Genomic DNA, 20,186 nt, shown 5'->3' on the forward strand with positions numbered 1-20,186 from the left:
GCCCGGGGAACCAGAGGCTGAGCGCCCGGAGAACTAGGGACCGGGCGCCTGCCCGGCTCTCTGCTCGGTGACCGATCCGCTGGGCAACGGCGTGATCACGTTGTTGACCAGCGCGGTCGCCGTCGTGGTGGCGATGGCGATGGTCACGGCGGCCAGCGGGGCGCCCAAGGCGCGCAGGGTCCGTACGTTCCTGATCCGCCCCCACGGCTCCCCGGCCAGCACCATCAGCCGCCACTCCCACCACAACCCGAGCCCGATGGTGACCACGGCGAAGTTCCCCACGGTCACGAGCCACGCGACGAGCGCCTCCTCGGGCGTCTGACCCCCGTCGATGAGCGCGTAGCCCAGCCCGAGTGCGAACGCGGGCACCTCGCTGACCAGCGCCACCAGCAGGAGCGCCATGGACTTGGCGATCGGCCCCGCGCCGCGCACCCGCGGGTAGAAGTACCCGAACACCCCGCACAGCGCCGGCAACCACGACAACGACAGACCGGCGACGACGACCTGGTCGGGGGTGGTCAGCCCGCCGGTCGGAGTCTCGACGAGCCGCACTGCCGAGAACGGCAGTGACAGCACCGCTCCGGCCCAGAACGCGGCCATGGCGTTCTGCCAGGGGGTACGCCCGGCCGTCGTGCTGAGCGCGAGGTCGGAGTCCAGGTCGGCGCCACGGTTCTCGGCCGCCCGTTCCAGCGCCGTGCGCCGCTCGTCGAAGTCCTGACCCTGGTGCGGCTCGCGCAGCAGGTTCGTCAGCGCGGCGCGTACCGACCTGCGCCTGACCATGTCGCGCACGAGCGACCGGTGCTCTTCCTCGGAGACCGGCCGGACCAGTTCGCGGCACGGAGCCCGCAGCAGGACGGACAGACCCGCCCACCCCAGCAGGATCGTGATCCACATGACGGGGCTGCCCCACCCCACCGGCACGCGCAGGGACAGCAGGACCAGCACGGCCGTATGGAACGGCACCGTGCCGGCCGACGCCTCGGCGTCCTGCCCGAGGCGCCGCGCACGGACGACGAACATCGCCAGCGCCAGCAACGGCATGCCCATCCACACGACCTCGTAAGCGAGCCGGTAGAAGAAGTCCAGCCTGGCGTAGACCACGATCCCGATCGCCACCGAGGCGGCCCCCACCCACCACAGCGCATACCGAGGTGCCCATTGGTGACCCGCCTCGGTCGCCCAGCCGTACACCAGGGCGGCCCAGCAGAGGGCGATCGGCACCAGCGTCATCGGGATCGTCACATCGATGCCGAGGAACGACGCCAGCCAGCACAGGCACAGGGCCAAGCCCGCGAAGAGGGTCGCCACCACGCCGGCCTGTACCACCGCCCCGCTCTCACGGCCCGCAGCGCGAAAGGTCGAGAAGACCGCCAGAAGGGGTACGGCCACCAGCGGCAGGACGATGTACTCCGCCAACACGATCCATTCAGGGCCCCCCGCGGTCAGGCCGAGCCCGATCAGCAGCACGGCCACGAGCACGCGGTTCCGGGGGCGGCGCCACCACTCGGCGCCGAGCGCGCCGGCGAAGGTACGCAGCAGCACCATCACGGCGGCCGCGCCCGACACCCACTGCAGAGCCGTCCACATCCGGTTCAGCGGCTCCGGCTCCTCCGCCACCGCGCGCGCGTCCCGGCCTTCGAGATACCCGGCGATGAACCCGTCGCCGTACAGGAATTCGGCGACGGCGGCGGACCGGCCGTCCTGGACGAAGGCCACCCTCGCCGGGCTGTCCCCGCTCAGCCGGAGATGGTGCGCGTCCTGCGTCAACGGCGGCGGCCCGCGCACTCCGGCCACCGTCAGCCCGGTGGCGGACAGGTAAACGTCGTGCGCGGTCAACCTGGAGACGCCCGGAGCGAGGTACTGGATCCCGATGTAGTCGTCTCCGGTCACCCGGCTGTACCCGACGCCTGTATAGGTGATGACGGCCCGGTCAGAGCCGGCGCTGACGACGGGGGTGGCGAAGGCGACGGCGAGCAACGAGCTCATGGAGTCCGTGGTGATGGCGCCCAGCCTCGCCTGGGCGAACGCCGTGGGCGAGGCACCGGCCGCCCCCGCGCGCACGTCCGCCACGTCCCGATCACCGGCGGGAACCGTCACCTCGTGCGTCACGAGGACCTTGAAGTAGGCCCATCCGGGCTCGCGCGGATCGACGTTCACCTCAGGGTGATCACGCCGGTCGTCGGGCCCGGCCGGGGCGAGGAACACCCGGGTCGTGGCGACCCTCGGGTCCCCGGCCGGGCTGGGCGTTCCAGGCCCTTCCGTGATCGTGAACCCGGACTCCCCGACCCGGCCCCACTCGCAGCTCACCATGACCCGGTAGCGGCCGGGGCTGAGCCCCCGGCTCAGTTCCACCTCGCCGGAACGGCCACCGGCGGTGGACTCCGTCAAGGGCGCCTTGTCCGCCCAGGCGTCCGAGACCGCAACGGCATCGTGTTCGCACAGGGCGCTCACCCGCACCCGTTTCGTGCCGGCCGCAACCATCGCTGGATCGACGGTGACCCGGACGGCGGTGGCCACGGGTTCGGGAGCCTCCGGTGGCGCGGCGGAAGTCTCCGGCCGGAGCGCCCACAGCACCCCAGCCAGGCCCAGCAGCACGATCCCCGCCGCGAACCACCAGCGGAGCGACCACGCCCGCGAAACTCCCACACCCGCATGATCCGGCCGATCCGCCCATCACGCCATGCCCGGCCGCATGACGACCGGTCAGTGCACTTCGGGTGATCCGCCCATCAGGGCCCGCAGTTCCCCCTGTGTGGACGGCTTCACCCAGGTCAGCCCCGGTCCGGCGGAGGCGGCCAGCCGGGCCACTGCCTCGCGCAGCAGTTCCTCGGCCGTCGCGTCCGGCCGCTTCTCGCCGCCCCTAGCGCTCGTGCGCGGACTGCCTCGCCATCCCGGCGGCGTCGCCGATCTGAGTCCAGGACTGGCCATCCTCCCGGGCGCCGCGCACGGCGGGACCGGATGTAGTCGTTGACCCCGTTGTAGTTCTCCACCACGTTCAGCCCGGACTCGGTCTCGTGTTGAAGATCGCGGTCGCGAAGCCGGCGAGCAAGGAAAATGGTGCGCTGGGCACGTCCGACCTCCAGCATCGCGGCGTAGGCCGGGTGGGTGGTCTGGCCGGTGAAGCGGCGCAGGAGGGCTTCGGTGGAGGCGGTGCCGGTCCGGATCGCGGTCGCGTATTTGATCATCAAATCGTAGTTGTTCTCGATGATGTCGGGACGGATCGGGCGGGTCAGCGCCGGGCCGAGCAGCGGGTAGGCGAAGCGGTCGCTCTTGCCGGGCAGGTACAGCTTCATCGTGTTGATCTGCTTGAAGCGGGCGATCAGGTCGAAGTTCAGCAGCCTGGTGATGCCGAAACCGATGAAGGTGGCTCCATGGGAACCAACAAAGTTGGTCTCCAGGTCCATGTCGGTGCCGTGCCGCATGGCGCCCTCGACCATGGCGTGGACCTCGGAGGCCGAGCAAGTCAGCAGCTGGCTGTGGATTGCCATCGAGCCGACGGTGTCGACCGTCCAGTAGATCAGCACGCCACGTTTGGCCCTTTTGTAGCGCGAGTGGTACTCGGTGAAGATGTTCTGATCGAAGGCGGAGAAGTGGGTGGAGTCGGAAGCCACTGCGGTGGTGCCCTCGCCCCACAGGCAGTTCTGCCGGGCGGCGAAAGTGGCGTTGGCGATGACCCGGGCCACCTCGCGGGCGCCGGCGACCGATAAGAACCTGCGGCGGGCGTAGCGCAGGTCGTCTTCGGGGTAGGGGTGCTCGCCGGCGGCCACTACCTGCTCATCGCCAAGGGCAACCAGCCCACCCTGCACCGCCGACTCAAGGCCCTGCCCTGGCGCGAGGCCATCCTCAACGACCGCACCGACGAGACCGGACACGGCCGCCGCGAGATCCGCCGCATGAAGATCTGCACCGTCCGCCCCGGGCTGCCCTTCCCCCACGCCGCCCAGGCGATCCAGGTCAAACGCGGCCGCACCGACCACCGCACCGGCAAGACCAGGCCCTGGGCCTCGGCCTAGTGCTTCTGCCTGCGATGCGCATTACTAATAGCTGAGGCACAATCGTCGGCGGTCTTGGTCCACGAACGGCTCGGGGTCTTTGTTCCACATCAACTCGATCCACCTCCCCAGAGGTGGATCTGGCCGGGGGGATCATGATGACCCGATGGTCATACTTTGTTACCCCTCCACCGCCCACAGCTTGCTACTGGGCAACAATGCCGGAGCCCTGGCCCCGTCGGGCTCCAGGATGGTCCGGGACGATGACATGCCGATGCCGGGGTGGTCGGGCTCGAAGTCTAGGCGCAGCAAGGCGAGCGAGTGTAGATATGAATAAGTCTCTGGGCGTGATTCGCGTCCGCCGCCGAAGATACGAGGATTTCATATGGCAATCGATGCCGTAATCCCCTGCGACGTCAGCCACAACGAACCCGTGTTCATGTTCATCAAGGGCGGCGAGGTGCATAGAACCGATTGGAGCGTCGGCGCTACTAAGACCCTTGGGGAAATGTGGCGCATACTGCCGAACCAATTCAGGTCTGGAGTCGACGCAGCGGCGCGCTTCCTGCCGGATCCACCGACGGACGGAACCGAATACAGGTTTATCAAGGGTGACCAGGTGGTTACCATGAAAGGTGGCTTTCCTAGAAAAGTCGCGAATTTGTGGGAGACGTGGCCTGACCTGCCGAACGAATTCACGGTCGGAGTCGACGCGGCATGCTTCTCGTGGATCTTAACCGACTGGACTTTCTTCAAGGGCGACAAGATATACGACCGCTTAGGTTATATGACCTTGGAGAAAAGGTTCCCCGGCTGGTTGCCATCGAGTTTCAACGAAGGAATCGACGCCGCATGCCTCATCGGGGACGGTTGGCATATGCTCTTCAAGGGGGATGAGTATTTCTACGATGGCTTGACCGAAAAGATCACTCACCGGTTTCCCACCTTGCCGTCTGGGTGGACGTAGCGCGGCGGAATCTATTGTCCTGAGTCTTCAGTTCTTTGTTGGTCGGTAGGCTGTGGTCATGCCGCAGGGCCGAAGCGTTCTCGGCTGGTGGGACCTACGCGGGCTCGACCAGGCCGCTGGTGGAGGGCGCCCCTGGGGTGTACATGACAAACGCGACCCCTGATGATCGTTGGTTGTCTACGCCAGTCGATCAAGAACAGGGGCCGCGTTCGCGTGCCATCATCCCCGATCGACGTGCTCGCCCGCCACCTGGAGCACGTCACCGTCGCCGACTCACCGACCGACCTGCTCGATCTGCCGGCCCTGGCCGAGGTACTGGATACGCTGCCCGACCCGCGCAGCCGCCGGGGACGCCGCTACCGGCTCGGCCCACTGCTGGCCTTATCCCTGCTCGCCGTGCTCGGCGGAGCAACATCGCTGGCAAAGATCACCCGCGCCATCGCCGGATACGACCCCGACCTGCGCGCCCGCGCCGGGCTGCCTGGCACGCCCGGGGCCGGGCACGACTTCCAGCGGCGTGGGGCGTGGGTGTCGGACAGGGCCACGACGTTCATGCCGGTGGGCTCGCCGAACGTTCCGAGCGGAGCTCGCCGTCGTGTCACTGGTCCGTGGGGCGCAGGCCGGCGGCGGTGGCGACGGCGGCCGATGCCGCGTGGTCGGGGTGGATGTGCGCGACGATGGTGTCGATCTCCTGCCCCTCGCACCAGCCGACCAGCACTTTCGCCGACTCGCCGGCCAGGCCGCGGCCCTGCCACGGGGTGCCGACCACCCAGGCGAGCTCGGCGGCGCGGCCGTCGATCGTGGCCTGCACGTACCCCGCCAGACTGCCGTCCTCGCGTAGCTGGATCACCCAGTTGCGCCAGGCGGGCGGTGCGGCGACCAGGCGTTCGTAGCGGGCGCGCAGCTCCGGTGCCGTCAGAGGCGTACCGCCGATGAAAGCGTGCAGGGCCGGATCGGAGAGCACCTCGGCCATCTCGTCGGCGTGCTCGACCCGCAGAGGCAGCAGGACGAGCCGGTCGGTTTCGATGGTGTCCACAGAGCCAACCCCAGGCTTAAGCTTCGCTCGACATGCTCCGGGGTTAGGGGTGGTGGATGGCCGGCGAGGTGACCCAGCTGACCGTGCGGGTGGTCGATGACGACGCGGACGCGCAGGAGCTCGAACGGCTGACCGCCGTACTCCGTACCGAACTGCTCGAACTGGATGTGCTGGCCGCCGAGCCCGAGACGGGGGAGGCGCCGCCGGACGCCAGGGCGGTCCTGTCGTTCGCGCTGGGCGGGCTGGTGATCTCGTTCGCGGGCATGGAGCTGCTCGGGGCGCTCGTGGGCGTGGTGACGGCCTGGCTGCAGCGCGACCAGAGCCGTTCGGTCAAGCTCGGCATCGAGGGTGATGTGCTGGAGCTGACGGGGGTGGCGACGGGCGAGCAGCGGCGCCTCACCGACGAGTGGCTGCGCCGCCGTCGCGGCAGTGCGCCCAAGGTGTCGAGCGGGTCCCGGACGGAGCTCGGTGGCACGCGGATGGCGTTGATCGTGGCGAGTGACGAGTACGCCGACCCCGGGCTGCGGCGGCTGCGTGCCCCGGCCCAGGACGCGCAGGCGCTGGCCGGGGTGCTGGGGGATCCGCGGATCGGCGGCTTCGACGTCCGTACGATGCTCAACGAACCCACGCAGGACGTCAACGAGGCGGTCGAGGAGTTCTTCGCCGACCGCGATCCCGACGACCTGCTGTTACTGCACTTCTCGGGCCACGGCGTCAAGGATGCGAACGGGGAGCTGTACTTCGCCACCCCCTCCACCAAGCTCAACCGCCTCGGCGCGACCGCCGTGTCGGCCGAGTTCGTGAACCGGCGGATGAGCCGCAGCCGCTCCCGCCGCGTCGTCCTGCTGCTGGACTGCTGCTACGCGGGCGCCTTCGCGCGCGGGGCGCTGCCTCGCGCCGGGCTCGGCGTCAACGTCGAGGAGCAGTTCGGCGGGCGCGGCCGGGTGGTGATCACCGCGTCCAACGCCATGGAGTACGCCTTCGACGGCGCCGAGCTCGCCGACATCCAGGAGCTGTCGCCCTCCGTGTTCACCAGTGCCCTGGTCTCGGGGCTGGAGACGGGTGAGGCGGACCGGGACTCGGACGGGTACGTGGCCATCGACGAGCTGTACGACCACGTCTACGACACGGTACGGCGCACCACGCCCAGCCAGACGCCTGGCAAGTGGACGTTCGACGTGCAGGGCGAGCTGTACATCGCCCGTCGCGCCCGGCCCGTCAGGACTCCGGTGGCGCTGCCGGAGGAGCTCCAGCACGCCGTCGACCACCCGATCGCCAAGATCAGGGCGGGGGCGGTGGGGGAGCTGGAACGGCTGCGGCACAGCAGGCACGAAGGGCTGGCGCTGGCGGCGCGGCTGGCGCTGGAGGGGTTGGCGGGCGATGACAGCCGCCTGGTGTCAGGCGCCGCCGCCAAAGCATTGGACGTCGCCAAGGCCGTGGAAGGCGCCGAGCCCGTCGCCGGTCCGGCGACGGCCACGCCGCTCACGGCCAGCCCCTCGTCGGCTGATCCGGAGCCGGCTGACTCGGTGTCGGTTGATCCGGCGACGGCTGCGGCGAGCCCCTCGGGGGCTGCTTCGGCGGTCGAGGCTCGGGCCGGTGACAGGTCTTCGGCGGCCGCCGTCAGTGGTGCCGCTGCGGTAACGCCATCGGTAGCGAACGTCCCGAAGGCACCCGCCCCTGTCCGGCCCGTACGTGATCGTGCCAGGGGCCGGACGCCGACGCCCGAGGTCGCGCAGCCCGCGCCCGAGGCCGAGGCCGTGCAGCCCGCGCCTGCGTCTCCGCCACCCGCGCCTGCGTCTCCGCCGACTGACGCCCGCACCGCCCCCATGGCCGCGGTCGCCGAGCCGGTACGGCGGCTCATGCCCGTGCGCGTGCTGTCCCTGGCGGCGGCCCTGTTGCTGCTCGCCACACCGCAGCTCGCGGCCCTCACACCCATCGCGTCGATCTGGCTCGCCCTCCTGGTGACCGCCACTGTCCTCGTCGCACTCCTGCCCGCGGGCCGCCAGGAACGGGACGTGGCCGTCGGTGCCACATTCGGGCTGGCCGCCATGTACCTCGGCTATGTGGTGCTGTTGGGCATGCTGGCCGGACAGAGTTGGCAGGCCGACTCGGCGCCGGCGCTCGTCGGAGGCCTGCTGGCGCTGGCGGTCGTCGGGTTCGAATGGACGTCCGCGGCGCCCGGCCGGTGGCGGCTCCTCGACGGGTTCCTGGCCGTCCTGGTCCTGGGCACGATCGTCGCCCACCTCGACGGGCCCAACCAGATCACGGAGGGGCCGGGCGAGACGGGGATCTGGATCGCGACGGTCATCCTGGCAGGCGTCTTGCTCGCGGTGACCGTGCTCCAGGTCGTCCGCAACGCCCGCCGGGGGTCGGCGCGGCGGCTGCTGGTGCTGGCGCTGGGCCTGGCCACGACGCTGCTCGTGTCGTACGACCTGGTCGAGGTCTACCACCAGAGCACCGGCAGGAACCCGGTGGCCGCCGGTGTCCAACCGGCGTTCCTCGTGATACTGCTGGTCGCCGCCGGTTCGGCCAGTCCACGGCCGTACTTCCTGCTTGCGGCCAGGCTCTCGGTGATCGTCGGCTCGCTGTCCGGCGTCGCTTACTACCAGGCTCTGAGCGGCCCGCTGTTCCTGGTAATGGCCCCGTACCAGCCCGCGCGGTTGGTGATCCTGCTGCTGGCCGCGGGCTGCGCCATGGCCGCGGCCTACCTGAGCCGTCCGCCGGCGGTCGGTGGCGGCGTACAGGAGGCGGTCGGCTCCGCGAACCCGCGCCCGTGAGGCCGTGACGGTCCGCGCCAGGGACTGGCCGCCGAACTCGCCCGCGATCCACACCGCATCCGGTGGCGCAGAGCCACCCGAGGCGCATCCCGTCGACCGGGGGCAGCAAGCTCGCCGCACCCTCATCGTGCACATGCACGGGTTGAAGCGCCGTCTTTGGGCGCGGGCGTTTGCCCCGTCAAAGCCTTCTTCGCCTCTGGCCCAAGAGGCGCGCCGGGCGGGCGGGTCGGAGGGTAGGCAGAGAGTATGGACACCGCTCTGCCCGGCCTGGCCGACGATGGCCACGCCGACCTGGTGCGCGACACCCTGGTCACGCTGTTGACGGTCATGCGGCCGGACTGGGGCAGCCGCCAGGCCGTCGCCGGCCGCGTGTCCTTCGCCGAGCACCGCCTGGGGCTCTCGCTGCCGCAGGTCTGCCTGCACGCCGTCACCGCCGCGGTCACGCCGAACGCGCCGCCGGACGCCTTCCTTCCCTCCGCCCCGGCCGACGCCCCGGCCGAGGCGCTGCGGCACCTGGCCGACCCCGAGCACACCTCGGCGACGATCGCCCAGCTGCGCCGCCGGCTGCTGGAGGCGGGCACGACGCGCCCCACCCTCACGCCGACCCCAGCACCGACTCCAGCATCGCCCCCGGGATCAGCGCCGTCACCGGTCGCCGGCGAGCACGACCAGCGCGGTGGCCAGCGCGATGACCCCGAGCAGGTCGCGGCCGACCGCGCGATGCTCGCCCAGGCCATGGCCGTCGCACACCGCCGGCAGGGCCGCCAGGAATGGACCCGCCGCCAGCGCACCGGCGAGCACGCCGACGACGTGCCGCACGCGCTGGAGGGCTTCACCCGCGACGACCGGGTGGAGCCGGAGCCGGACGACAGCGCCACGCCCGACGTCGAGTGGTGACACCGATGAGAGATCACCGGCGCACCGACCCCCGCCCGGCCTCTTCCCGCGACACGCCCGGGCGCATCCGTGGAGGCCGCCCCGACCTGGGGCTCAGCGCTCAGGAAAGATCGCCAAAGACGTTAAGGGGCGACGTGGTGTACCTACCCGGGGCGTGAGAGGTTGTCTTCGATCCCCTAAGTGATCTTTTGATCGCACTCGGAGGCCCGGTGCTCGGGTCTGTGCCACCGGGGGCAAAGTAACTGTGAGTAATCGGAGACCCTCGGAGGGCTTGGCATAAGAGCGCTTAGCGATCAACACGACCTGGGAAACGCGTCGCAGGGCGTTATCGCGGCCGCGACCGCCCGACTCATCCCCGATCATCCCGACAGAAAACCGCACCCGAGCTGCGCCCCGGTCACCTGCTATGACCTGGGGAGACGTTCCCGGCCCAGCGGCCAGGGCGGTAAGGCAGGCGGTATGGACACCGCCTTGCCCGGCCTGGCCGACGACGGCCACGCCGACCTGGTGCGAGAGCTGATTTCTGTCATGCGGGACCTGTGACACAGCGCACTGACCTCCGCCGAGCGGAAGGCTCATGCTGGGCGCCATGACCATTCGTCGATTCAGTACGTTCGCCTCGCGGCTGGGAGCCGCGACCCTGGCCGCCGCGCTGCTCGCGGCAACACCCGTGGCCGCCGCTGAGGACAGCGGCCTCGACCGGCAGCGGCTGCGCCAGACGCTGGACGCCGTGCACGAGGCCGGCATGTACGGCAGGCGGCCTCGATGGTGGGCGCGGTGTAGATCTTCTTCAGTTCGGCGGCGACCGCGCTGCGATCGCGGCGGGCCACTGGGCGCAGCGCGTTACGCACCAGGTGCACCACACAGCGCTGAACCGTGGTGTGCGGGAAGGCGTGGTGGATGGCCTCTTCGAAGCCGGGCAGGCCGTGGGTGCAGGCGATGAGGATGTCGCGCACGCCCCGGTTGCGCAGATCGGTCATCACCGCACTCCAGAAACGGGCGGATTCGCCGGCGGTGGCGGTATCGAGCGGGGTTTTGGCCAGCCAGATGCCCAGCACGTGCTTGTCGCCGTCGACATCGATGCCGATCGCGACATAGGCGGGCTTGGCCTGCACGGTGTGGTTGTCGCGGACCTTGACCACGATGGCGTCCAGGAACACCACCGGATACCACGGGTCCAAGGGGCGCGTCTGCCAGGCCTTGACCTCCTCCAGCACCTGATCGGTGATGCGGGAGACCTGCTCGTGCGACAGTTCGGTGTCGTAGATCTGCAGCAGGTGGTCCTGGATGTCGCGCACGCTCATGCCGTGCGCGTACAGGCTGATGACCATGTCGTCCAGGCCGCCGGACACCCTGCCCGCCCGCTTGGGCACCAGCACCGGCTCGAAGGTGCCCGCCCGGTCGCGGGGCACGGCCAGCCGCACCGGCCCGACCCCGGTCTGCACCGTCTTGGCGATCTTCCCGTTGCGGGCGTTCCCGGCCGTTGCGCCCGCTCCCTGCTCGTGCCGCTCATAGCCCAGATGCGCGGTCAGTTCGGCCTCCAGCGCGCGCTCCAGGGCGCGTCCACGCCGTTTCGCCGTCACACGGTGGTGAGCTGCCATTCCTGGTTGGTGCCGCCGTTCTGGGGCCATTGGATGATCCGGGCGCCGTCGGCTGTGGAGCCGGCTTCAACGTCCGCGCACAATCCGTTGCCGACGTTGACGAGCCGGTAGTAGCCGCTCGTGGCCGCGGGGACGAGTTTCCACCGCTGACTGGTGCCGTTGTTGTCGGTCAGCTGGACGAGGGCGGCGCCCTGGCTGGCGTTCGGGCTGGTGAGGACCTTGCCGCTGCTGACACCGGCCAGCCGGAACGAGCCGTCGGAGTTCTGCGACATCCGCCACTGCTGGCTCGTTCCGCCGGTCCAGGGCCACTGGACGATGGCGGCGCCGTCGGCGGTTGAGCCGCCGTAGACGTCCAGCACCATGCCGCTGTTGCGGTTGACCAGGCGGACGACGCCGGTGGTCGGGCCGCCGGCGCCCAGCTCGACGGTGATCTGGGTCGTCGTGCCCCTGGTCAGCGACACCTGCCGGGCGTGGCTGCCCAAAGGTGAAGGGGCGACTTCTGCGCTGCTGGTGACGGAAGCTATCCCGCGCCGGCAGATGAGCGTCACGGTCTGGGTGATGTCGGAGACGACGGTGGCGGTGACGGTCCGGGCGCTGAGGTCCCAGGTGAGCGACTCGATCCGGATGCGGTTGCGGCCGAGTACGCCGGTGATCGTGCCCTTGGCGAACTGATCGGGCAGCGCGGGCAGCAACTCCAGGATGCCGGGCCTGGTGTAGATCAATGCCTCGGCGAGGATCGCGGGCAGCGAGTTGGCGGCGTCGGCGTTGTAGATGGCCAGGTTCGGGTTGTGCGAGGTCATCAGCGACCGGAAGATCATGTTGTTGCCCAGGATCTTCCGCAGGTTGCCGTACACGCCGGCGCCGTCCTTGAGCCGGGCTCGGGCGAGGCAGCGGTGAATGGCGCCGTGGGCCTCTCCCGCCTCGTCCCCTCGCAGATCCAAAGCGCGGCTCGCGTAGCGGACCAGGTCGGGCTTGTCCTCGGGGTTGATCTCGTGCAGCGGCCAGACCGGGTACATGTGCTGCACGTGACGGTGGTTGTACCGGTCGGTCAGGCTGGGCCACGACCATTCCGCGAGCGCCCCGTCACCGTTGACCCGATAATCGGGCATCTTGGCCAGCAAGGCAGTCCAGCGTTGCACGCCTTGGCCTGGGCCCTGCTCGATGCCGAGGAAGTCAGCGGCCTCGATGGCGGCCCGCAGCGCGTGCTTGCCCGCGGCGATCTCGCCGGTCGCGTTGATCGACAACTGCCTGCCCGTGTTGCCCGGGCTGTTCTCCATGGAGAAGCACGGCACGAAGATGACCTTGCCGTTGGCGTCGGTGCGGGTGAGGAAATCCTCGTAGAACGACGCGAGCTCGATCAGGACGGGGGCGAGCTTGGTGCGATAGAAGGTGGCGTCACCGGTGACCTGGTAGTACTCGAGCAGCGGATAGAGCAGCCAGTCGGCGCCGCCGATCCAGGCGTGTCCGGGGAACCCGCCGTCGAAATGCAGCATCTTGCCGTACTCGCCGTCGGTCCGGGAGGGAGCGAGCAGGCCGCGGGCGCCGTAGAGGTTTCTGGCATTGGTGCGCCAGTCGTTGATCTGGCCGAGGATCAGGTTGAAATAGCCGTCCATGGCTTCGGTGAGGAACAGGATGTTGCCGCCGGCGACCTGGAAGTTGACGTTGGCGTCGGTGGTGAAGTCGCCGGCCCACGCCGCGTCCCAGGCGCCCGTCCACAGGCCGGTCAGCCGCGGCGGCAGGACGCCGCTTGAGGAGAGGAACAGGTAACGGCCGGAGTCGTACATCCGCTCCAGCAACGCCAGGTTGATGACGTTGCGGCTGGAATTCTGCCGCGCGATCAATTCACTGGTCGGCAGTTGACGGTCGGCGGCGCTGACGTTGAGGTCGAGGCGTGAACGGTCGTACAGGGGGCTGTGCAGGGCGGTGTGCCGGGTGAGCAGAGTCGCGTAGTCGGCGCTCAGCGCGGCCAACGCCGTGTGCAGTGGTTTGGCGTCCCACGCGGAGGACGACTCGTAGCGATCCAGTTTGGTCAGTAGCACGACTTTGGTCGCCGCGGCCACGACGACGGCCGACCCGCTCACCCGTACCGAACCGCCGGACACGACCACCCGGGTGACGCCCTCGTAGCCGAAAGCCCCCTGCCCGGCGGGATATCTGCCCCGCAGGTTCAGGTAGCCGTCACCGTTGGCGACCGTGGCCAGGGTGGTGAAGCCGACCGACCCCGGCACGCCGCTCAGGCCCGTGTTGACGCTCAGCGTGGTGTCGATCGTCCGGCCCGGCGCGGGAGTGAGCTCGTGAACGATGACCCTGTCGGCTCGGGAAGCGAAAGCCCGGCGCGTCCACGCGCCGTAGCCGTCGGTCCACGTCGAGGTGACCTCACCGGTCCTGAAATCGGTGATCCGGGCGTAGTCGTTGACCGTCGTCACCCCTGGGGCGCTGATCTGCAGCTCATAACCCGGATGGAAGGTCTGCGTCCAGCGCAGCGACCAGCCGGAGGTGAAGTCGCCGGTGGCACCGTTGAAGTCGCCTGCGAGCGCTTTGTCCCTGACCCCCGCCAACCGGCCCGACAGCACCGGTGGAGTCACGTTACGGGTGCCGTTGGGCAGTACGAACCGATGATGCGTGAAGATCACCTTCTCCAGGGCGGGCGCGCCGTGGAGCATGGCCCCGTACTCACCGTTGCCGGTCAGGAAGGCATCGGTCCAACTCGCCGCCGGGGTCGTGTCATAGATGCCGCGCTGCGGCAGTTGCGGCGGTACGGCGGCATCCGCTCGGACAGAGAAGATCGCCGAAGGAAGCGCGGCAGCGCCGACGCCCGCCGCCGTGGTGGCGATGAAGCGTCGACGGTTCAGCGGCATGTTCATGAAGCTCCTAGTGGCGAAGTTGGGGGGCGATGGTTGCGGCCGAGTGCCACCTGTGCCGCCACGGCTGTCCATCGCCGCGGTACGGCCGCCGTTCGGCGGGACGCCCTGATGCGGGGCATGAGTTCGAAGGTCAGAATCAGCTGCGCAGGGTCCACCGTTGGTTGGCCTGTCCGTTGCAGGACCACAGGATGAGTTTGGTGCCGTTGGCGGTGCCGGCCGCGTTGGCGTCGAGGCACAGCCCGGACGGCACGCCGGTGATGGTGCCGTTGGCGTTGATGTTCCACTGCTGGTTGGCTTGGCCGTTGCAGTCCCAGATGATCACCTGGGTGCCGTTGGCGGTGCCCTGCCCGTTGGCGTCCAGGCACTTGTTGCCGTACACCTGCAGGCTCTTGCCCGATGTGTAGGTGAACCGCTGGTTGGTGCCGCTCCCGCAATCCCAGATCTGCGCCTGGGTGCCGTTGGTGGTGCTGGAGTTGGGCACGTCGACGCATCGGCCGGATTGGCCGCCCACAATCTGGGCGTTCTGCTGGGGGTCGCTGCCTGCCGCCGGTGCGTAGCCGGCGGCGGCGATGTTGGCCTGTACGGCGTTCTCGGTGGCCTCCGTGGGATAGCCGGAGGTCAACACGCCCTCGTAGAAGGTGCCGCGGCCGGTGACGCTGTTGTCGCCGCCGATGCCGAGCAGGATGGCGCCTTCCTTCTTCATCGGGTGGTAGCCGTTGGGGCGTCGTCCGTCGAAATAGGTCGTCAGGCCACCCGACTGCGCGTTGCCGCCCCGGATCGCCCAGTGGTTCGGCTCGCCCTTGACGATGGCGGTGACGAAGCGGTGGTTGATGGGCGCGAGGTTGTTGTAGCCCGCGTTCACCCCGGAGAACAGTCCCCACTCCAGGTCGGCCATGATCCAGGGGCCGGCTCCGGCCCCGTAGCCCCACTGTTTGCTGGCGCCGAAGTAGACGGTCTCCATGATGGCGGGGGCGTCGGCCTGGCCATCTGTCTGTGCGTTGCCGTAGTCGAAGCAGCACCATTGGTTGTAGTGCGTGCCGTCGACGACGGCGTAGATGCCCTCGGGCTGGTCGCCGGTCGCGACGCCGTTGGTGTTGTTGTTGCGGTAGCCGGTGCCGGGAGCGATGTAGACGCCGTACGCCTTCTGGCCGCCGATGGTGATCGGGGCCGCCTTGGCGTCGGCGAGGTTGTCCCATCCGCCAGGAGCGGGGCCGGGCCAGTGGCCGGGAGGCGCCTGGGTGAGGCGGTTGTTGCGGCCGGACTGGTCGTAGAGAATGGTGATGACACAGGTCGTGTTGGCGCAGAACGAGTCCTGGGCGGCGGCGTCGACGACTCCGCCCGCGCTCAGGACGCCGATGTCGCGCGTGGTGTTGTCCGAGGCACGCCTGACCTGATACAGCGGGCCGTTGTAGGTCCCGTACAGCGCACGGGTCGTGCTGTGCGCCGCCACGCACGGCGTACCTCCCGCGGCGTAGATGTCGCACGGCTGCGATGCCGCAGCCCGGGCTGTGCCACCGCCGGCCAGGCAGGCGGTGGCGAGCGCGGCGCTCGCCCCGGCCGCAAGCGCCCTTCTCAGGCTCCCGGAAAGGATCACGACTTCTCCCTCGATCGGGAATCGTGATCGGACAGCGCCGATACGGCAGCACGGCTGAATGGTAGCGCTAACATCGATTCTTGTCCGACATCGATTCGCGGTTTTCGGTGGTGTGAAGTCAAATCAACGAAGGTCCCGGGGTCAAGAACGCGGCTCGAATTTCACGGCCGCCCGGGTGCCGTCGGCGCGCTGCCTGGGCTTTTACCGTGACGCGTCCGCACTGTTGCGATGAGATGGCGTGAAACATTCATCCCCCGCGCCCGCCGGGCGGTGAACCGCCGTCCGGCGGCTGTGTGCCGCTGCCTCTGCTGCCCGAATCGTGGCGTGACCTGATGGACAGGGTTCAGGCGGAGCGTGACACGGCCGTCATCTCGCGTCGGTAGCTTGATCGGATGTGCGTCGCGGAGCGCGGCGCATGTCACGTCGGCCGGGGCGGGGTGCCTGTTCGGCGCGGAGGCGTCTCAAGAGGGAGTGGAGGGGCGTGATGCGTCGGTTCTGGTTGCTTGTCGTTCTCGTCCTGGCCGGATGCTCGAACACGGCGCCTTCTCCGCCGACGTCCGCCCGTTCTCCAACGGCGGCCAGTGAGGTGACGGTCCCGCCGAAGGCTCCCGGCGGGGAGCAAAGCGTGGTGCGCGTCGCGGGGGAGGCGCCGTCGTGCAACATGAGGATCGAGGGGACGGGTTTTGTGTACGCCCCTCAGCGGGTCGTGACTGCGGCGCATGTGGTGGCCGGCGTCATCCCGGTGTCTGCGGTCGTCACCACTACTGCCGGGGAGGTGTACGAGGGCCGCGTCGTGGCCTTCGATCCTGGTGTCGACGTCGCTGTCCTGTACGTGCCTGATCTGCCTGCGCCTCCGCTGCGCATCGCCCCGATGTGGGTGTTTCCGCTGCGCATCCCCGGGGTGTCGCTCGGCGATGCCCGCCTGCTCGGCTATCCCAAAGGCGCAAAACGCGTTGTGACCCAGCAGATCAAGATCAAACAGCGTGTCGAGGCCGAAGGCCCCGACCTCTACAAGGAACACGAAGTGACCAAGACGATGCTCGCGTTCTCCGGTCGCTTCAGCGCGGGTGTAAGCGGTGCCCCGCTGATCGTTGATGACGGCACGGTCGCCGGGATGGCGGTCGCGACGGCGCGGGATGATCCGAACCGCGGGTATGCGGTGGCCGCCCAGGAAATCCTTCCCGTCGCCAACGACGCGACCGAGGCCACGAAGCATGTCTCAACCCGGAAGTGTGATCCGGACCGGTGAGTGGTCGCCTCGCTCGCTTGACAGCCCAGAAGACAGCCGAATCCCCGAAGATCATATGGTCGACCATCCCGGAAGCGATCACCGCTCCGGGCGACGCGTCAAGCCCCGCATCGCGGACCGCTCGTGGCGTAGGGCGGTTCGGTGCAGGTGAGGACCCGAGGCCGGGCTGACGCCGGCTCGCCGGCGTCGTCAGGCGTTGACGTCGCGGAGCCCGACGGCGTCGTGACGCCAGAACGGCTCGGAGTAGACCAGCGTCCCCGTCATCCACGGCTCGTACGAGCGGGATCTTCAGCTCGTTGCCCAGGAAGCGCAGCAGGTTGAGGAACTCGCGGCGCGCCCCGTCCCGCCCGGCCAGCACGTTGTGCAGGTCGTCGATCACCAGCATCCGCGCGCCTGCCTGCCGCAGCAGCCGCACCGCGAGCTGCTCCAGCTCGGCCAGCCGCTGACGGGGGCGCAGCGGTGCGCCGAGCGCGCTCAGCGGCGCGGTGTAGAAGCGGGCCACGTGCGGATTGGAGGGCATCTGCACGCCCAGCACCGGGATCTCCTCGCGGTCGGGGTGTGAGATCGGCGGGTGCGAGCGCCGGAACTTCTCCACGATCATCGACTTGCCGTTGTTGATCGGCCCGATCACCAGCAGGTTCGGCATCCGCTGCTTGGCCGGCCAGTCCAGCAACGTGTGCAGCTGATCCAGCGCCTGCGTGGCGCGGGTGTAGCCGATCCACCGATCCGCTCGTGCCCGGGCCAGCCGCTCGGCGGCGGGCAGCCGGGCCACCGGCCGGGCGCTTTCATGCAGGTGCGACAGATCCTCCACCGACCCTGGCTCCAGCTCGATCTCGAACTCCGGCGCAAGGCCCGGCGGCTTGATGTCCCGGCTTGTGGCTCACCGCTGCTCGATCACCTCGAACGGCCGCACCGGCTCCCCGTCCGCGCACCCCTCGGCCGGCGGCGGAGGCGGCGGCCCTGCCGCCCGCGGCGCGGGGGTCGCCGAGCGGCGCTCGACCTCCCGGCGCCCGGCGGCCAGGCGTGCGCAGCGTTCCTGGCTGTTGGCCAGATCGGCTTTCAATGAGGCGCGGCTCACCACTGGCCCGGCGCCCGCGCTAAGCGATGGTTCGGTTTCGGCTGCATGGATCTGGGCGAGCAGATCTTTGTGCTGGCTGCGGTAGAAGAACGACCGGTCGACCCCCGCTTTGCGAGCGATCGCCGACACACTGATCTCCTCGCCTCACCTCGCCGACGGTCACGCCGTACATCAGGAAGGCCCTCACCGCGGTCAAGAGGTTGATGCGCCGCGCGCCGCGCGCTGGAGCCCGGCCTGGGCCGACCAGCAACTCGCCCCCGTACGGAGCCGGATCAGGACCCGAGATCTCCTTCGGCGCATGTCGCAGCCACGTCATGAACAGCCCCATGTCCGCAGCAGCTGTACGCCAGTCGCGCCCCGTACGGACACACCACCGCCAGAACAATGCGACCGCGCCCGCGTAGGTCTTCGTCGTCAGCTCGGCGCCGTCCTGGCCGAGCCGGATCTGCCGCAAGAACCGGTCCGCGGCTGCGACCACTTCCAGGTCGCTGTCGAGCACCGTCCAGTAGGTCAGCCCGGACGGCATCTCAATGGGAAACGCTCGCACCCACCCTGTCCTCTCATCCTCAAAGGATCATGAGAGCGTACAGAACACAACGAGCACGACAGGGCCATAGAACTGATGCACATCGCCAGGGGACTCAGCTCAGTGCAACGTCACGCGACAGAGCATCCTGGCCCAGAAAATCGGGATGACGCCGGCCACGGCCAGGCGGTAGAAACACTGCCGCAGCGTCACCCCGCCCTCGTAGGCGGCGATCACCGCTAGGGCCTGCTCAACGACCTCGACCCACCGGATCCGGCCCGGGTACATGTACCCGTTCTTCCCCGCATCGGGGCCGTACGCCGCGGCTCGGCGCCCTTTCCCGTACAGGCGCGCGAGCGGACACCGACGATGAACGCGGACGTTACCTGTGTCGGCAGCAGCACGCGCCCGGGTCGCCGACACCCGTGGGAGCCGGTTCCGGGGTCAGGTCGCCGACGGTTGCTACCTGCTTCCCGCCTGTTCAGCGGGGGCGTCGCGCTGCTAGCGGCCCTGCTTCCGGAAGCAGGGCCGCTAGCAGCGCGACGGTCAAACTGCTGCCCGCGGTGGAGCATACGCCGATCGTGGAGGATCCGCCGCGAACCGCCGTACTCCTTCTGTCCTTCACCGCGCTCGCGGCATGGCCACGGCGCCCGTAACGGCGGCGAGGGCCGCCACGGTGACGGGATCAGATCGTGCCGGCGCGATAGCGTCCGACGAGGCGCAGGCCGATGAGAGCCAGCGGCGAGAAACCCACCAGCACCGCGGCGGCGGTGGCCAGAGGGAGGTCGGCCGGGATCATGATGAGGCCGGCGACGCCGGCGACGTACAGCGGCACCGTCCACCACTGCACGACACCGGCGCGGAGGAGCCCGACGAGGACCAGGACCGGGCCGAGCAGGTTGAACGGAGTGGTGCCGTCCCACAGCGCCAGCAACGACGACTGCTGGAATCCCTGGAACACGGTTGCGGCCTGGTCCGGAGTGAGGTGCGTAGCGGCCGAGAGGTTCCACCAGTCGCTGAGCAGCATGCCGGAAAGGTTGGCGAAGCCGATGGCGGCGAGCACGGACCCGGTAAGTACCGGCCAGAAGCCCCGGCGGCTGCGCACGAGTGCCGGACCGGCGAGGATGCCCAGCCCGAACAGCAGGTTCGCGTAGTGCAGGAACAGCGCGGAGACCTGGGTCTGGGTGGCGTCGCGCCCCAGAGACGCGACGTACACGACGCCGTCGAGGCTCTCGGCCGCCGGTGTGGTCGCCATGCCGGCGGCGAACAGGACGGGGCCTGCGATGAGAGCGGTCCCGGCGAGGAGATGCAGGGCCCCTCGCCGGCGGGTGCTGAGGGGTGCTTCGGCGGTTTCGATGGCGGCGGTGGACTTCCTGCCGTGGTCCATTCCGGGAACGAACGGGCTGGTGGTCATGGTTTACATCCTTTCGAGGATCGCCCCGTGGCCGTTGGCGGGCCGGTCGGTGATGTGATCGATCGTCACTCACCTCGTTCTCAACGCGCCTCCGCAGTCAGGTGCCTGATCCGCCTCCGCCGGGAGGGGGAAGACGGGGGCCGGTCCCTCCGTCGCAGGGGGGAACCACCAGTGCCCCGTCACGCTTAGCA

13 protein-coding genes and 4 pseudogenes are annotated in these 20,186 nt (G+C 69.3%); 6 read left to right on the plus strand and 11 right to left on the minus strand.

What is annotated here, in order from left to right:
* Positions 1–33: 33 nt before the first annotated feature.
* Together LDL49_RS49995 and LDL49_RS50000 are read right to left on the minus strand one after the other, a co-directional pair.
* Positions 34–2,646: a hypothetical protein gene (locus LDL49_RS49995; protein WP_225302014.1), complete on the minus strand. Its 2,613-nt coding sequence runs from the start codon at positions 2,644–2,646 to the stop codon at positions 34–36.
* A 311-nt stretch (positions 2,647–2,957) separates the two neighbouring features.
* Positions 2,958–3,764 (minus strand): annotated as a pseudogene (locus LDL49_RS50000) (Tn3 family transposase); the annotation flags it as partial.
* Between LDL49_RS50000 and LDL49_RS50005 the strand changes: the two are divergent.
* On the plus strand, positions 3,750–4,013 hold the full coding sequence (locus LDL49_RS50005; RefSeq protein ID WP_225302016.1) for a hypothetical protein: 264 nt from the start codon (positions 3,750–3,752) through the stop codon (positions 4,011–4,013). The pseudogene LDL49_RS50000 and the gene LDL49_RS50005 overlap by 15 nt on opposite strands.
* 159 nt (positions 4,014–4,172) lie before the next feature.
* Here the strand turns inward: LDL49_RS50005 and LDL49_RS57795 are convergent, their stop codons facing one another.
* Positions 4,173–4,304, minus strand: a complete 132-nt coding sequence (locus tag LDL49_RS57795; RefSeq protein WP_263656532.1) for a hypothetical protein — start codon at positions 4,302–4,304, stop codon at positions 4,173–4,175.
* A gap of 73 nt (positions 4,305–4,377) precedes the next feature.
* On the opposite strand from LDL49_RS57795, the gene LDL49_RS50010 reads away from it, so the two are divergent.
* Both LDL49_RS50010 and LDL49_RS50015 read left to right on the plus strand, forming a co-directional pair.
* The gene (locus tag LDL49_RS50010; RefSeq protein WP_225302017.1) at positions 4,378–4,959 is read left to right on the plus strand and encodes a hypothetical protein; all 582 of its coding nucleotides are present in this window, start codon (positions 4,378–4,380) and stop codon (positions 4,957–4,959) included.
* Positions 4,960–5,121: 162 nt separating this feature from the next.
* Positions 5,122–5,430 (plus strand): annotated as a pseudogene (locus LDL49_RS50015) (transposase family protein); the annotation flags it as partial.
* A 127-nt stretch (positions 5,431–5,557) separates the two neighbouring features.
* On the opposite strand, the gene LDL49_RS50020 reads toward LDL49_RS50015, so the two are convergent.
* Positions 5,558–5,995: a GNAT family N-acetyltransferase gene (locus LDL49_RS50020; RefSeq protein WP_225302018.1), complete on the minus strand. Its 438-nt coding sequence runs from the start codon at positions 5,993–5,995 to the stop codon at positions 5,558–5,560.
* Between the two features lie 56 nt (positions 5,996–6,051).
* Here LDL49_RS50020 and LDL49_RS50025 point away from each other — a divergent pair, with 56 nt between their 5' ends.
* Both LDL49_RS50025 and LDL49_RS50030 read left to right on the plus strand, forming a co-directional pair.
* Positions 6,052–8,772, plus strand: coding sequence for a caspase, EACC1-associated type (locus tag LDL49_RS50025; RefSeq protein ID WP_225302019.1), 2,721 nt, complete (start codon positions 6,052–6,054; stop codon positions 8,770–8,772).
* A gap of 246 nt (positions 8,773–9,018) precedes the next feature.
* Positions 9,019–9,669, plus strand: a complete 651-nt coding sequence (locus LDL49_RS50030; protein ID WP_225302020.1) for a hypothetical protein — start codon at positions 9,019–9,021, stop codon at positions 9,667–9,669.
* 755 nt (positions 9,670–10,424) lie between these two features.
* On the opposite strand, the pseudogene LDL49_RS50035 reads toward LDL49_RS50030, so the two are convergent.
* The 3 genes and pseudogenes from LDL49_RS50035 to LDL49_RS50045 all read right to left on the minus strand — a co-directional run.
* A pseudogene (locus tag LDL49_RS50035) lies at positions 10,425–11,225 on the minus strand (IS256 family transposase); the annotation flags it as partial.
* Between the two features lie 23 nt (positions 11,226–11,248).
* On the minus strand, positions 11,249–14,134 hold the full coding sequence (locus tag LDL49_RS50040) for a glycosyl hydrolase family 95 catalytic domain-containing protein (RefSeq protein ID WP_225302022.1): 2,886 nt from the start codon (positions 14,132–14,134) through the stop codon (positions 11,249–11,251).
* A 136-nt stretch (positions 14,135–14,270) separates the two neighbouring features.
* The gene (locus LDL49_RS50045) at positions 14,271–15,728 is read right to left on the minus strand and encodes an arabinofuranosidase catalytic domain-containing protein (RefSeq protein ID WP_225302023.1); all 1,458 of its coding nucleotides are present in this window, start codon (positions 15,726–15,728) and stop codon (positions 14,271–14,273) included.
* 625 nt (positions 15,729–16,353) lie between these two features.
* On the opposite strand from LDL49_RS50045, the gene LDL49_RS50050 reads away from it, so the two are divergent.
* Positions 16,354–16,977 carry a trypsin-like peptidase domain-containing protein gene (locus LDL49_RS50050; protein WP_225302024.1) on the plus strand — a complete coding sequence of 208 codons (624 nt, stop codon included), beginning with the start codon at positions 16,354–16,356 and terminating at the stop codon, positions 16,975–16,977.
* A 331-nt stretch (positions 16,978–17,308) separates the two neighbouring features.
* On the opposite strand, the pseudogene LDL49_RS50055 reads toward LDL49_RS50050, so the two are convergent.
* From LDL49_RS50055 to LDL49_RS50070, 4 genes and pseudogenes are all read right to left on the minus strand, one after another.
* Positions 17,309–17,788: pseudogene (locus LDL49_RS50055) on the minus strand (TniB family NTP-binding protein); the annotation flags it as partial.
* A 69-nt stretch (positions 17,789–17,857) separates the two neighbouring features.
* Positions 17,858–18,184, minus strand: a complete 327-nt coding sequence (locus LDL49_RS50060; protein ID WP_225302025.1) for a hypothetical protein — start codon at positions 18,182–18,184, stop codon at positions 17,858–17,860.
* Between the two features lie 517 nt (positions 18,185–18,701).
* Complete coding sequence (locus tag LDL49_RS50065) at positions 18,702–18,869, minus strand: hypothetical protein (protein ID WP_225302026.1); 168 nt, start codon at positions 18,867–18,869, stop codon at positions 18,702–18,704.
* Between the two features lie 397 nt (positions 18,870–19,266).
* Positions 19,267–19,995, minus strand: a complete 729-nt coding sequence (locus LDL49_RS50070; RefSeq protein WP_225302027.1) for a hypothetical protein — start codon at positions 19,993–19,995, stop codon at positions 19,267–19,269.
* Between the last annotated feature and the right edge of the window lie 191 nt (positions 19,996–20,186).

It is taken from the genome of Nonomuraea aurantiaca (assembly GCF_020215705.1).
GTDB classification, from domain to species: domain Bacteria; phylum Actinomycetota; class Actinomycetes; order Streptosporangiales; family Streptosporangiaceae; genus Nonomuraea; species Nonomuraea aurantiaca.

What these genes read in the sequence shown, in the direction of transcription:
- LDL49_RS50010 (WP_225302017.1), top strand. Translation starts at nt 4,378, where the DNA reads ATGGCAATCGATGCCGTAATCCCCTGCGACGTCAGCCACAACGAACCC.
- LDL49_RS50025 (WP_225302019.1), top strand. Translation starts at nt 6,052, where the DNA reads ATGGCCGGCGAGGTGACCCAGCTGACCGTGCGGGTGGTCGATGACGAC.
- LDL49_RS50030 (WP_225302020.1), top strand. Translation starts at nt 9,019, where the DNA reads ATGGACACCGCTCTGCCCGGCCTGGCCGACGATGGCCACGCCGACCTG.
- LDL49_RS50040 (WP_225302022.1), bottom strand. Translation starts at nt 14,134, where the DNA reads ATGAACATGCCGCTGAACCGTCGACGCTTCATCGCCACCACGGCGGCG.
- LDL49_RS50065 (WP_225302026.1), bottom strand. Translation starts at nt 18,869, where the DNA reads ATGTACCCGGGCCGGATCCGGTGGGTCGAGGTCGTTGAGCAGGCCCTA.
- LDL49_RS50070 (WP_225302027.1), bottom strand. Translation starts at nt 19,995, where the DNA reads ATGACCACCAGCCCGTTCGTTCCCGGAATGGACCACGGCAGGAAGTCC.